The sequence below is a fragment of the Streptococcus oralis genome (assembly GCF_001579025.1).
GTDB classification, from domain to species: Bacteria; Bacillota; Bacilli; order Lactobacillales; family Streptococcaceae; genus Streptococcus; species Streptococcus oralis_X.
In genome coordinates this window covers 139001-152970 of record NZ_KQ970237.1, presented here as the reverse complement: position 1 = coordinate 152970, position 13970 = coordinate 139001, and the positions used below count along the sequence as shown (strand labels likewise).

Annotated in this window: 13 protein-coding genes, 1 other RNA gene and 3 pseudogenes; 15 read left to right on the top strand and 2 right to left on the bottom strand. The window is 35.8% G+C overall.

The window, feature by feature from the left end; genetic code table 11:
* The first annotated feature begins 41 nt into the window (after nt 1-41).
* Together tet(M) and SORDD27_RS09870 are read left to right on the top strand one after the other, a co-directional pair.
* Entirely contained in the window at nt 42-1961 is a 1920-nt protein-coding gene (tet(M), locus tag SORDD27_RS08740) for a tetracycline resistance ribosomal protection protein Tet(M) (RefSeq protein ID WP_000691727.1), read from the top strand.
* A gap of 100 nt (nt 1962-2061) precedes the next feature.
* Nucleotides 2062-2247, top strand: coding sequence for a cysteine-rich KTR domain-containing protein (locus SORDD27_RS09870; protein WP_011058338.1), 186 nt, complete (start codon nt 2062-2064; stop codon nt 2245-2247).
* A gap of 59 nt (nt 2248-2306) precedes the next feature.
* On the opposite strand, the pseudogene SORDD27_RS08735 reads toward SORDD27_RS09870, so the two are convergent.
* Nucleotides 2307-2444, bottom strand: a pseudogene (locus SORDD27_RS08735) (XRE family transcriptional regulator); the annotation flags it as partial.
* Nucleotides 2445-2727: 283 nt separating this feature from the next.
* Between SORDD27_RS08735 and SORDD27_RS10530 the strand changes: the two are divergent.
* The 5 genes and pseudogenes from SORDD27_RS10530 to SORDD27_RS08720 all read left to right on the top strand — a co-directional run.
* A pseudogene (locus SORDD27_RS10530) lies at nt 2728-2811 on the top strand (MLS leader peptide); the annotation flags it as partial.
* Between the two features lie 48 nt (nt 2812-2859).
* Nucleotides 2860-2913, top strand: coding sequence for a 23S rRNA methyltransferase attenuation leader peptide (locus tag SORDD27_RS09970; RefSeq protein ID WP_117115223.1), 54 nt, complete (start codon nt 2860-2862; stop codon nt 2911-2913).
* A 154-nt stretch (nt 2914-3067) separates the two neighbouring features.
* Complete coding sequence (erm(B), locus tag SORDD27_RS08730; RefSeq protein WP_001038790.1) at nt 3068-3805, top strand: 23S rRNA (adenine(2058)-N(6))-methyltransferase Erm(B); 738 nt, start codon at nt 3068-3070, stop codon at nt 3803-3805.
* A 354-nt stretch (nt 3806-4159) separates the two neighbouring features.
* Entirely contained in the window at nt 4160-4714 is a 555-nt protein-coding gene (locus SORDD27_RS08725) for a recombinase family protein (RefSeq protein WP_000576156.1), read from the top strand.
* A gap of 3 nt (nt 4715-4717) precedes the next feature.
* Nucleotides 4718-7636: a Tn3 family transposase gene (locus SORDD27_RS08720; RefSeq protein WP_001240982.1), complete on the top strand. Its 2919-nt coding sequence runs from the start codon at nt 4718-4720 to the stop codon at nt 7634-7636.
* A 73-nt stretch (nt 7637-7709) separates the two neighbouring features.
* Here SORDD27_RS08720 and SORDD27_RS08715 read toward each other — a convergent pair.
* Nucleotides 7710-7931 (bottom strand): annotated as a pseudogene (locus SORDD27_RS08715) (helix-turn-helix domain-containing protein); the annotation flags it as partial.
* 504 nt (nt 7932-8435) lie between these two features.
* Between SORDD27_RS08715 and SORDD27_RS08710 the strand changes: the two are divergent.
* From SORDD27_RS08710 to ffs, 8 genes are all read left to right on the top strand, one after another.
* Nucleotides 8436-8858 (top strand): sigma-70 family RNA polymerase sigma factor, encoded by a 423-nt coding sequence (locus SORDD27_RS08710; RefSeq protein WP_000804885.1) that lies wholly within the window; start codon nt 8436-8438, stop codon nt 8856-8858.
* Nucleotides 8855-9085: a helix-turn-helix domain-containing protein gene (locus SORDD27_RS08705; RefSeq protein ID WP_000857133.1), complete on the top strand. Its 231-nt coding sequence runs from the start codon at nt 8855-8857 to the stop codon at nt 9083-9085. The genes SORDD27_RS08710 and SORDD27_RS08705 overlap by 4 nt, the downstream gene beginning before the upstream one ends.
* A 460-nt stretch (nt 9086-9545) precedes the next feature.
* On the top strand, nt 9546-9749 hold the full coding sequence (locus SORDD27_RS08700; protein ID WP_000814511.1) for an excisionase: 204 nt from the start codon (nt 9546-9548) through the stop codon (nt 9747-9749).
* A gap of 81 nt (nt 9750-9830) precedes the next feature.
* On the top strand, nt 9831-11048 hold the full coding sequence (locus tag SORDD27_RS08695; protein WP_001291561.1) for a tyrosine-type recombinase/integrase: 1218 nt from the start codon (nt 9831-9833) through the stop codon (nt 11046-11048).
* A 349-nt stretch (nt 11049-11397) separates the two neighbouring features.
* The gene (comW, locus tag SORDD27_RS10440; protein ID WP_000939509.1) at nt 11398-11634 is read left to right on the top strand and encodes a sigma(X)-activator ComW; all 237 of its coding nucleotides are present in this window, start codon (nt 11398-11400) and stop codon (nt 11632-11634) included.
* 241 nt (nt 11635-11875) lie between these two features.
* A complete protein-coding gene (locus SORDD27_RS08685) occupies nt 11876-13162 on the top strand; it encodes an adenylosuccinate synthase (protein WP_061428590.1) in 1287 nt (428 codons plus the stop codon).
* Nucleotides 13163-13362: 200 nt separating this feature from the next.
* Complete coding sequence (gene tadA / locus SORDD27_RS08680) at nt 13363-13830, top strand: tRNA adenosine(34) deaminase TadA (RefSeq protein ID WP_061428579.1); 468 nt, start codon at nt 13363-13365, stop codon at nt 13828-13830.
* 32 nt (nt 13831-13862) lie between these two features.
* Nucleotides 13863-13961, top strand: an RNA gene (gene ffs, locus SORDD27_RS08675) — signal recognition particle sRNA small type.
* The last annotated feature ends 9 nt before the right edge of the window (nt 13962-13970 follow it).

Here is a 13970-nt window from a genome sequence, read left to right as displayed (position 1 = left end):
ATTTTTATGCCCTTTTGGGTTTTTGAATGGAGGAAAATCACATGAAAATTATTAATATTGGAGTTTTAGCTCATGTTGATGCAGGAAAAACTACCTTAACAGAAAGCTTATTATATAACAGTGGAGCGATTACAGAATTAGGAAGCGTGGACAAAGGTACAACGAGGACGGATAATACGCTTTTAGAACGTCAGAGAGGAATTACAATTCAGACAGGAATAACCTCTTTTCAGTGGGAAAATACGAAGGTGAACATCATAGACACGCCAGGACATATGGATTTCTTAGCAGAAGTATATCGTTCATTATCAGTTTTAGATGGGGCAATTCTACTGATTTCTGCAAAAGATGGCGTACAAGCACAAACTCGTATATTATTTCATGCACTTAGGAAAATGGGGATTCCCACAATCTTTTTTATCAATAAGATTGACCAAAATGGAATTGATTTATCAACGGTTTATCAGGATATTAAAGAGAAACTTTCTGCCGAAATTGTAATCAAACAGAAGGTAGAACTGTATCCTAATATGTGTGTGACGAACTTTACCGAATCTGAACAATGGGATACGGTAATAGAGGGAAACGATGACCTTTTAGAGAAATATATGTCCGGTAAATCATTAGAAGCATTGGAACTCGAACAAGAGGAAAGCATAAGATTTCATAATTGTTCCCTGTTCCCTGTTTATCACGGAAGTGCAAAAAACAATATAGGGATTGATAACCTTATAGAAGTGATTACGAATAAATTTTATTCATCAACACATCGAGGTCCGTCTGAACTTTGCGGAAATGTTTTCAAAATTGAATATACAAAAAAAAGACAACGTCTTGCATATATACGCCTTTATAGTGGAGTACTACATTTACGAGATTCGGTTAGAGTATCAGAAAAAGAAAAAATAAAAGTTACAGAAATGTATACTTCAATAAATGGTGAATTATGTAAGATTGATAGAGCTTATTCTGGAGAAATTGTTATTTTGCAAAATGAGTTTTTGAAGTTAAATAGTGTTCTTGGAGATACAAAACTATTGCCACAGAGAAAAAAGATTGAAAATCCGCACCCTCTACTACAAACAACTGTTGAACCGAGTAAACCTGAACAGAGAGAAATGTTGCTTGATGCCCTTTTGGAAATCTCAGATAGTGATCCGCTTCTACGATATTACGTGGATTCTACGACACATGAAATTATACTTTCTTTCTTAGGGAAAGTACAAATGGAAGTGATTAGTGCACTGTTGCAAGAAAAGTATCATGTGGAGATAGAACTAAAAGAGCCTACAGTCATTTATATGGAGAGACCGTTAAAAAATGCAGAATATACCATTCACATCGAAGTGCCGCCAAATCCTTTCTGGGCTTCCATTGGTTTATCTGTATCACCGCTTCCGTTGGGAAGTGGAATGCAGTATGAGAGCTCGGTTTCTCTTGGATACTTAAATCAATCATTTCAAAATGCAGTTATGGAAGGGATACGCTATGGTTGCGAACAAGGATTATATGGTTGGAATGTGACGGATTGTAAAATCTGTTTTAAGTACGGTTTATACTATAGCCCTGTTAGTACTCCAGCAGATTTTCGGATGCTTGCTCCTATTGTATTGGAACAAGTCTTAAAAAAAGCTGGAACAGAATTGTTAGAGCCATATCTTAGTTTTAAAATTTATGCGCCACAGGAATATCTTTCACGAGCATACAACGATGCTCCTAAATATTGTGCGAACATCGTAGACACTCAATTGAAAAATAATGAGGTCATTCTTAGTGGAGAAATCCCTGCTCGGTGTATTCAAGAATATCGTAGTGATTTAACTTTCTTTACAAATGGACGTAGTGTTTGTTTAACAGAGTTAAAAGGGTACCATGTTACTACCGGTGAACCTGTTTGCCAGCCCCGTCGTCCAAATAGTCGGATAGATAAAGTACGATATATGTTCAATAAAATAACTTAGTGTATTTTATGTTGTTATATAAATATGGTTTCTTGTTAAATAAGATGAAATATTTTTTAATAAAGATTTGAATTAAAGTGTAAAGGAGGAGATAGTTATTATAAACTACAAGTGGATATTGTGTCCTGTATGTGGAAATAAAACACGATTAAAGATAAGGGAAGATACTGAATTAAAAAAATTCCCCCTCTATTGTCCGAAATGCAGACAAGAAAATTTAATTGAAATAAAGCAGTTCAAAGTAACTGTGATTACAGAGCCAGACGCAAAGACGCAGAGCCGATAAAATGAGATTAATACAATCTCATTTTATCGGCTCTTTCCGTTATGTATGGATTCTTTTAATTAGTCTTCGATGTTTCTTGCTTCGTTGATACCGCTGGCTAAAGATTCCATTAAGGATAGTTCTTTGTCTGTAAAGCTATCCATGTATTTCTCTATCTGTAATCGTCGGGTGCTTTTTACCAAGTTATTAGCAGGTAGGGGTCCCGAGCGCCTACGAGGAATTTGTATCGATAAGAAATAGATTTAAAAATTTCGCTGTTATTTTGTACATTTAACTTGACGGTGACATCTCTCTATTGTGAGTTATTAGTGGTACAGTTTTCAACCGTTTTAATTATAAAAAAGTGGTGCATTTTTAAATTGGCACAAACAGGTAACGGTTATTGCAGGTGTATTTCTTATCTATGGGTTTAACATGGATTTTATCATTAAAATCATGAGTATTGTCCGAGAGTGATTGGTCTTGCGTATGGTTAACCCTAAAGTTATGGAAATAAGACTTAGAAGCAAACTTAAGAGTGTGTTGATAGTGCATTATCTTAAAATTTTGTATAATAGGAATTGAAGTTAAATTAGATGCTAAAAATTTGTAATTAAGAAGGAGGGATTCGTCATGTTGGTATTCCAAATGCGTAATGTAGATAAAACATCTACTGTTTTGAAATAGACTAAAAACAGTGATTACGCAGATAAATAAATACGTTAGATTAATTCCTACCAGTGACTAATCTTATGACTTTTTAAACAGATAACTAAAATTACAAACAAATCGTTTAACTTCTGTATTTATTTATAGATGTAATCACTTCAGGAGTGATTACATGAACAAAAATATAAAATATTCTCAAAACTTTTTAACGAGTGAAAAAGTACTCAACCAAATAATAAAACAATTGAATTTAAAAGAAACCGATACCGTTTACGAAATTGGAACAGGTAAAGGGCATTTAACGACGAAACTGGCTAAAATAAGTAAACAGGTAACGTCTATTGAATTAGACAGTCATCTATTCAACTTATCGTCAGAAAAATTAAAACTGAACATTCGTGTCACTTTAATTCACCAAGATATTCTACAGTTTCAATTCCCTAACAAACAGAGGTATAAAATTGTTGGGAATATTCCTTACCATTTAAGCACACAAATTATTAAAAAAGTGGTTTTTGAAAGCCATGCGTCTGACATCTATCTGATTGTTGAAGAAGGATTCTACAAGCGTACCTTGGATATTCACCGAACACTAGGGTTGCTCTTGCACACTCAAGTCTCGATTCAGCAATTGCTTAAGCTGCCAGCGGAATGCTTTCATCCTAAACCAAAAGTAAACAGTGTCTTAATAAAACTTACCCGCCATACCACAGATGTTCCAGATAAATATTGGAAGCTATATACGTACTTTGTTTCAAAATGGGTCAATCGAGAATATCGTCAACTGTTTACTAAAAATCAGTTTCATCAAGCAATGAAACACGCCAAAGTAAACAATTTAAGTACCGTTACTTATGAGCAAGTATTGTCTATTTTTAATAGTTATCTATTATTTAACGGGAGGAAATAATTCTATGAGTCGCTTTTGTAAATTTGGAAAGTTACACGTTACTAAAGGGAATGTAGATAAATTATTAGGTATACTACTGACAGCTTCCAAGGAGCTAAAGAGGTCCCTAGCGCCTACGGGGAATTTGTATCGATAAGGAATAGATTTAAAAATTTCGCTGTTATTTTGTACAATAAGGATAAATTTGAATGGTACCATAAACGACCGTTTATGGTACCTTTTCATTTTCCTGCTTTTTCTAAATGTTTTTTAAGTAAATCAAGTACCAAAATCCGTTCCTTTTTCATAGTTCCTATATAGTTATACTTAATGAGTTATGGTACATTTAAATTATAAAATTAAGGAGGTTTTTTTATGATTTTTGGCTATGCTCGAGTGAGTACGGATGATCAAAATCTTAGTTTACAAATTGATGCACTTACTCATTATGGAATTGATAAATTATTTCAAGAAAAAGTAACTGGTGCGAAAAAAGACCGACCGCAATTAGAAGAAATGATCAACCTACTACGTGAAGGAGATTCTGTTGTCATTTACAAGTTAGATCGAATTTCACGATCAACTAAACATTTGATTGAACTTTCTGAATTATTTGAAGAACTTAGTGTCAATTTTATATCTATTCAAGATAACGTAGATACTTCAACGTCTATGGGAAGATTCTTTTTCCGAGTTATGGCTAGTTTAGCAGAACTGGAACGGGATATTATTATTGAACGAACTAACTCTGGTCTTAAGGCAGCCAGAGTCCGAGGAAAAAAAGGGGGCCGTCCAAGTAAAGGTAAGCTATCAATTGATTTAGCTTTAAAAATGTATGACAGCAAAGAGTATTCTATTCGTCAAATTCTTGATGCCTCTAAATTAAGCAAAACAACCTTTTACCGTTACCTCAATAAAAGGAATGCTTAAGATATGGCTATGAAAAGAATTTTAACTACTTCACAGCGTGAACAACTTCTTTCTGTAGACCACTTATCAGAAGAGGATTTTAAAGCGTATTTTAGTTTTTCTGATTATGATCTGGAGGTTATTAATCAACACCGTGGAAAGGTCAATAAACTAGGATTTGCGATACAACTTTGTTTGGCCCGGTATCCTGGGTGTTCTTTAAGTAATTGGCCGATTAAATCAACCAGACTAACTTCTTATGTGAGTCGACAGCTCCATCTTGATGCAATTGATTTAAATTCATATGATCATAGAAATACACGTGCAAATCACTTCAACGAGATCTTAGAAGTATTCAACTATCATCGATTCGGTAGTGCTAATACACAAAAACAGTTAATAGAATATTTAATTGAACTAGCTTTAGAAAATGATGACTCTATCTATCTAATGAAAAAAACAATTGATTTCTTAACTCGAAAAAGAATTATTTTTCCATCTATAGCTACACTTGAAGACATTATAAGCCGCTGTCGAGATAAAGCAGAAAACAACTTATTTTCAATATTACTCTGTTCATTAACAGATATACAAATTGAAAAACTAGAGAGTTTGTTTCAAATTTATGAAGAGACGAAAATAACTAAACTCGCTTGGCTAAAAGACATTCCAGGTAAGGCAAATCCAGAAAGCTTTATGAGTATTTGTAAAAAAGTGGAAGTGATTGCTTCCATGGGACTCGGGACAATTAATGTCTCCCATATTAATCGGAACAGGTTTCTTCAGCTAGCTAGACTAGGGGAAAATTATGATGCATATGACTTCTCCCGTTTTGAGCTTGAAAAAAGATACTCTTTACTTATTGCTTTTTTAGTCAATCATCATCAATATCTGATCGATCAACTGATTGAGATTAATGACCGCATTTTAGCAAGTATTAAACGCAAAGGGACACGTGATTCACAAGAACAGTTAAAAGAAAAAGGAAAATTGGCTACTAAAAAATTGGAACATTATGCTTCTTTAATTGATGCTCTTCACTTTGCAAAAGATAATGATAGTAATCCTTTTGACGAAATTGAACGAATCATGCCTTGGGAAGATTTAGTACAAGATGGAGAAGAAGCTAAAAAAATTACAGGTAATAAAAATCATGGCTATTTAGAAATGGTTCGAAATAAAGCTAATTACCTCCGAAGATACACGCCAATGTTATTGAGGACCCTTTCGTTCAAAGCAACTCCGGCAGCAAATCCAGTCCTCATGGCCCTAACTCAACTAACTGATTTACACAATAGTGGTAAAAGAAAAATACCGGCAGATACTTCTACTGATTTTGTGAGTAAAAAATGGAAAAGCCTTGTTCGGCCAGAAGAGGGGAAAATAGATCGGTCTTACTATGAGTTAGTAGCTTTCACCGAGCTAAAGAACAATATTCGATCAGGAGATATTTCAGTTGAAGGAAGTATGATCCATCGAAATATTGATGATTACTTAGTTGATTTATCTGCTTGTATTGATTCAGAAACTATTCCAGACACGTTTGAGGACTATTTAAAGGATCGGGAAATAATTTTAGATTTACAGCTTCAATTTTATTCGACAGTTGATAAGAGAATTTCAAGAGCAAACCTTAAAAAGTTGGAAAAAGTTACACCTAGCGAAGCAGAAATATATAGAAAAAAACTTTATTCAATAATTCCTAAGATAAGGCTTAGTGATCTTTTAATTGAGGTGGACAGTTGGACCAACTTTTCACAAGAATTTAGTCATGATTCTACAGGGAAACCGCCGAGTGAACAAGAAAGAAAAATTATTTTTGCTGCTTTGCTGGGTTTAGGGATGAATATTGGTCTTGAAAAAATGGCCCAATCAACTCCTGGAATTTCTTATTCTCAGTTAGCCAATGCCAAACAATGGCGCTTTTATAAAGAAGCTCTGACTCGTGCTCAATCTGTTTTGGTTAATTATCAGTTAAAGCTTCCTGTTGCAGACTTTTGGGGTGAAGGAAAAACCACTGCTTCAGACGGAATGCGCGTCCCAGTGGGCGTCTCAGCTCTAAAATCCGATGTTAATCCACATTACAAAAGTATGGAAAAAGGAGCTACAATGATTCGATCAATAAATGATAGGCATACGACTCATCATATCGAGGTTGCTTCAACTAATACAAGGGAAGCTACTCATACCCTTGATGGCCTACTTTATCATGAAACAGATCTAGATATTGAGGAACATTTTACTGATACAAATGGGTATTCTGATCAGGTGTTTGGAATGACCGCATTACTAGGCTTTGATTTTGAACCTCGCATCAGAAATATAAAAAAATCACAATTATTTTCTATCAAATCACCTTCCTACTACCCTAACTTATCAGAAGATATAAGCGGAAAAATCAATGTAAAAATTATTGAAGAAAACTATGATGAAATTAAACGAATCGCCTATTCGATTCAAACAGGAAAAGTATCTAGTTCTTTACTATTAGGAAAGCTAGGCTCATACGCACGTAAGAATAGAGTAGCTCTTGCACTGAGAGAACTAGGTCGCATTGAAAAGAGCATTTTTATGATAGATTATATTACAGATAGTGAGCTACGGCGAAGGATCACTCATGGACTAAATAAGACAGAAGCGATTAATGCTTTAGCTAGAGAACTATTTTTTGGGCGACGCGGAAAATTTATGGAGCGCGATATTCGCCGACAACTTCAAAGTGCTAGTGCGCTTAATGTGTTAATAAATGCAATAAGTATATGGAACGCCGTCTACTTACAAGCAGCTTATAATTATCTCGTCAAAATAGATCCCGAAGTAACTAAGTATATGAAGCATGTATCTCCTATTAATTGGGAGCATATCACTTTTCTTGGAGAGTATAAATTTGACTTGTTATCTATTCCTAAACACTTAAGAGAATTGAATATAAAAAATAAATAGGCCTTGAAACATTGGTTTAGTGGGAATTTGTACCCCTTATCGATACAAATTCCCACTAAGCGCTCGGGACCCCAGGTAAGAAAAATTCATCAACGGAAACATGAAGTAACGATACAAGGTCATAAAGAACTTGTATGCTGGGGTGTTGCCCTTTATTTTCAATATTAGTTAAGTACCGTGGGTCAATTTCAATCAATGCTCCCACTTGTTCACGAGTTAAACCTCGTTTCAATCGAGCTTCTTTAATGGCTAAACCAAAGGCTCTAAAATCATATTTATCTTCTTTTTTACGCATAGTAGACCACCTCTATACATTTTATTGTTCCTACTGAATTAAAAACAGGTATAGAAAAACGTGTTATATGGTTTATAGGTTTATATTTAATAAAAAGCACTACTAAACGCCAATAAAAAAAACCGTTATATGGTAGTGCTATTTACGCTGTTAAAATATTGTATATTACTTCCAAATGGCGGTTTGTTGGAGGTCAACGTCGCCATGAAGTACATCATATACAATAAATTTCCTTACATTGGGTTCTTGTCAAAAAAAGTCGTCTATCTGCAATAGATAAGTACGTCCACCAATGTGGTTTTATAAATCATATAGATAGAATAACAGAAGCATGTAAACAGAGAAATAAATCTGTTTATATGCTTTTTTGGCTATTCAGAACTTTTTTACAAAGTTTATTTATCAGTAATGCAACAAATCCCCCTTTCACATTGGGACTAAGAGTGAAAGGAGATAAACGAGCAAGGCTCACTTCCTTTCCTAGACAGAAAGGGGGTGAGAAACATGAAACCATCTTCTTTTCAGACCACAATAGAAAATCAGTTTGACTATATCTGTAAACGTGCTATGGAAGACGAGCGAAAGAATTATATGCTTTATCTTTCAAGGATTGCAAAGCGTGAGGTGTCCTTTTCGGATGTTGGCGATTATCTTGTTAGCCAGTTTGCGACAACAGATAACTATTCAACTGACTTTCAGATTTTTACACTCAATGGGTTATCAGTAGGCGTTGAAAATGATTTGTTGAGTGAAGCATTACGTGAGTTGCCAGACAAGAAACGTGAAATTCTACTGCTGTTTTACTTTATGGACATGAGCGATTCAGAAATTGCAGACCTGTTGAAATTGAACCGTTCTACTGTCTATCGGCATAGAACCAGTGGACTAGCCTTAATTAAAAAGTTTATGGAGGAATTTGAAGAATGAAAACACAATATCCTATGATTCCCTTTCCTCTCATTGTAAAGGCAACAGATGGCGATACCGAAGCGATTAACCAGATTCTACATCATTACAGAGGGTACATAACGAAGCGTTCCCTACGACTTATGAAAGATGAATATGGCAATCAAAGTATGGTCGTTGATGAAGTCTTACGTGGAAGAATGGAAACCAGACTGATTACAAAGATTTTGTCATTTGAAATTAAGTAATATCCTCTCTCCTTTCGTGGAAGCGTGCTAAACCATTCCACGCTTCCCGAACAGGGAGGTTTGTTATTCCACCAAAGCATATTGAGCTTTCAATGTGTTTTGATAGGCTAACGAGCCATTGTTCTTTGAAAACTGAATAAAAGTAATCGAATACGTTTCGATAAGAAAAGAGCCAACGGAACTAACCGCCATGACCTATCTTATAAAGATAGCGAGCGATTCATGTTAGTGATCCGAGAAGCAATCTTTAGCAGGATTGCCTGCAACGACATTCTTATCGTGATAATGATACTCCCATACAGTCAATAGTCCGAGCGTGATAAAACCGTCGCAGGCAATGAGTATGGCTACATGAGAACCATGCAGGGGTGGAACTCCCGTGAGCTTTGCTAAAGCTGTTCGATTGCTGGTAAAACAACTTTTATGAAATCCAAATAAGTGATTTGGAAAGGAGGATTTTATGAAGCAGACTGACATTCCTATTTGGGAACGTTATACCCTAACCATTGAAGAAGCGTCAAAATATTTTCGTATTGGCGAAAACAAGCTACGACGCTTGGCAGAGGAAAATAAAAATGCAAATTGGCTGATTATGAATGGCAATCGTATTCAGATTAAACGAAAACAATTTGAAAAAATTATAGATACATTGGACGCAATCTAGCGTCGCCAAAGGGTCTTGTATATGATAAAATAGTATTAAGTCGTATCAAGGCTCTTTCCATAAAGGAAAGGAGCAAATGCCATGTCAGAAAAAAGACGTGACAATAAAGGTCGAATCTTAAAGACTGGAGAGAGCCAACGAAAAGACGGAAGATACTTATACAAATATATAGATTCATTTGGAGAACCGCAATTTGTTTACTCGTGGAAACTTGTGGCTACAGACCGAGTACCAGCAGGAAAGCGTGATTGTATCTCACTTAGAGAGAAAATCGCAGAGTTACAGAAAGACATTCATGATGGTATTGATGTTGTAGGAAAGAAAATGACACTCTGCCAGCTTTACGCAAAACAGAACGCTCAAAGACCAAAGGTTAGAAAAAACACTGAAACTGGACGCAAATATCTTATGGATATTTTGAAGAAAGACAAGTTAGGTGTAAGAAGTATTGACAGTATTAAGCCATCAGACGCTAAAGAATGGGCTATTAGAATGAGTGAAAATGGTTATGCTTATCAAACCATCAATAACTACAAACGTTCTTTAAAGGCTTCATTCTATATTGCTATACAAGATGATTGTGTTCGGAAGAATCCATTTGACTTTCAACTGAAAGCAGTTCTTGATGATGATACTGTCCCTAAGACCGTACTAACAGAAGAACAGGAAGAAAAACTGTTAGCCTTTGCAAAAGCTGATAAAACCTACAGCAAAAATTATGATGAAATTCTGATACTCTTAAAAACAGGTCTTCGTATTTCAGAGTTTGGTGGTTTGACACTTCCAGATTTAGATTTTGAGAATCGTCTTGTCAATATAGACCATCAGCTATTGAGAGATACTGAAATTGGGTACTACATTGAAACACCAAAGACCAAAAGTGGCGAACGTCAAGTTCCTATGGTTGAAGAAGCCTATCAAGCATTTAAGCGAGTGTTAGCGAATCGAAAGAATGATAAGCGTGTTGAGATTGATGGATATAGTGATTTCCTCTTTCTTAATAGAAAGAACTATCCAAAAGTGGCAAGTGATTACAACGGCATGATGAAAGGTCTTGTTAAGAAATACAATAAGTATAACGAGGATAAATTGCCACACATCACTCCACATAGTTTGCGACATACATTCTGTACCAACTATGCAAATGCAGGAATGAATCCAAAGGCATTACAGTACATTATGGGACATGCTAATATAGCCATGACGCTGAACTATTACGCACATGCAACATTCGATTCTGCAATGGCAGAAATGAAACGCTTGAATAAAGAGAAGCAACAGGAGCGTCTTGTTGCTTAGTAGTACAAATGAATTTACTACTTATTTACCACTTCTGACAGCTAAGACATGAGGAAATATGCAAAGAAACGTGAAGTATCTTCCTACAGTAAAAATACTCGAAAGCACATAGAATAAGGCTTTACGAGCATTTAAGAAAATATAAAAAGATAATTAGAAATTTATACTTTGTTTATTTATAAATATAATGGACTGTTGAAATTTCAAATTTTAATTTTTAAATCTGTAATTACCTCTTTATTTTATTTTTAGTTCGTTTAGCTTTAAATTCTTCTTTTATAGGATTTGAAGCTTTTTTAGTTCCTTTTTTTGTTAGACTAGTGTTACTAATAAGAAAGGGAATTTTTATATGCTTCAGAAATTTTATGATCGTGCATTCGTCTTTTTGAAACTAGTTGAACAAGAATATGCCTCTTTAGGGCAGAGTTGTTCAGAGTGGGAATCACTTCATCTTCGTTTTTTACTATATTACTTAATCCGATTTAAAATAAAGAGTGATAGGGACTTTTCACTATATCACTTTAAAACAGCTTATCGTCTATATCTAGATAAATTCCTGCAAGGTGGTACAACTCTTATCCAATAGGAAGCATCTATATCATAATTACGAACGATAGTTGTAGATAGTTTTTAAAAAATATAGAATTAGCTTATAATCAAAGGCTTCGGTATTTAGAAATGAAAGAATTTCCTAATCTTTTCTGCTGTTTCTTCTTGATAAAATAGTGTTTTTTTCTTATAATAAATTGTAAGATATAATTGCGGGTGGAATTCCTGCCATGTATATGAGAAAGGACGAGCTCCTAGTAGCTCAGACGATTTTTATTATGACTTCAGTTGTTGTTGTAGGTACCCAATGGGGTGATGAAGGTAAAGGGAAAATTACAGATTTTCTTTCAGCTAATGCAGAGGTAATTGCTCGTTATCAAGGTGGTGATAATGCTGGTCACACGATTGTGATTGATGGTAAGAAATTTAAGTTGCACTTGATTCCATCTGGAATTTTCTTTCCTGAAAAAATCTCTGTTATTGGGAATGGGATGGTCGTGAATCCAAAATCCCTTGTCAAAGAGTTGCGCTATCTTCATGAGGAAGGTGTGACAACTGATAACTTGCGTATTTCTGATCGTGCGCATGTTATTTTGCCATATCATATTGAATTAGACCGTCTACAAGAAGAAGCTAAGGGCGACAATAAAATCGGGACTACTATCAAGGGAATCGGTCCAGCATATATGGACAAGGCTGCTCGTGTTGGAATTCGTATTGCGGATCTTTTGGATAAGGATATTTTCCGTGAACGTTTGGAACGTAATCTTGCGGAAAAGAATCGTTTGTTTGAAAAATTATATGATAGCACCCCTATTTCAGTTGACGATATTTTTGAAGAATACTATGAGTATGGTCAACAAATCAAGCAATACGTGACAGATACATCTGTTATCTTGAATGATGCGCTTGATAATGGCAAACGTGTGCTGTTTGAAGGTGCGCAAGGTGTTATGCTAGATATCGACCAAGGTACGTATCCATTTGTTACGTCATCAAACCCTGTCGCTGGTGGTGTGACGATTGGGTCTGGTGTTGGCCCAAGTAAGATTGACAAGGTTGTAGGTGTCTGTAAAGCCTACACAAGTCGTGTAGGAGACGGACCTTTCCCAACTGAATTATTTGATGAAGTGGGAGATCGCATTCGCGAAGTAGGTCATGAATATGGTACAACAACTGGTCGTCCACGTCGTGTGGGTTGGTTTGACTCAGTTGTGATGCGTCACAGCCGCCGTGTATCTGGGATTACCAATCTTTCATTGAACTCTATAGATGTTTTGAGTGGTTTGGATACTGTGAAAATCTGTGTGGCCTATGATCTTGATGGTCAACGTATTGATTACTATCCTGCTAGTCTTGAGCAGTTGAAACGTTGCAAGCCAATTTACGAAGAGTTACCAGGTTGGTCAGAAGACATCACTGGAGTCCGTAATTTAGAAGACCTTCCTGAGAATGCACGTAACTATGTTCGTCGTGTAAGCGAGTTGGTTGGTGTTCGTATCTCAACTTTCTCAGTAGGTCCCGGTCGTGAACAAACTAATATTTTAGAAAGTGTTTGGTCATAGGAGATTTTTAAGATTAGTTTAAGACAGGTTAGGTATACTATATACAGTTACAAGAAGACCTCCTAACTTGTTGTAACAAATATCCTAAACTTTTCTTTTTCATAATAATCTCCCTATTAAGTCACCGCATTCGGTGGCTTTTTTTGTGTTGAGAATCATGATATAATAATAAAATCGACAAGTAGGAAAAGAGAAGAACGATGAATTATACAGTTGAAGAAAAAGAAGCCTTTATGAGAGAGGCTTTGAGAGAGGCTGAGATTGCCTTAGAACACGATGAAATTCCAATTGGTTGTGTGATTGTCAAGGATGGAGAAATCATTGGTAGGGGGCATAATGCGCGCGAGGAGTTGCAACGGGCGGTCATGCATGCAGAAATCATGGCTATAGAGAATGCGAATGTGAGTGAAGAGAGTTGGCGCCTGCTGGATTGCACGCTTTTTGTGACCATTGAGCCTTGTGTCATGTGTAGCGGGGCTATTGGGCTTGCCCGTATTCCAAACGTAGTTTACGGGGCTAAAAACCAGAAATTTGGTGCAGCTGGGAGCTTGTACGATATTTTGACAGATGAGCGTCTCAATCATCGTGTAGAGGTAGAAACGGGAATTTTGGAAGATGACTGTGCAGCGATTATACAGGACTTTTTCCGAAATCGACGGAAAAAATAATTTCTCTTTAAAAACAGAGGGGAATGTGGTATAATGAATAGTGGAGCAACAGTTCTGCGTGAAGCGGGTCAGGGGAGGAATCCAGCAGCCCTAAGCGATGTGAATTGTGTGCTCTTTTTTCGTGCTTTTTTCGAATAAAT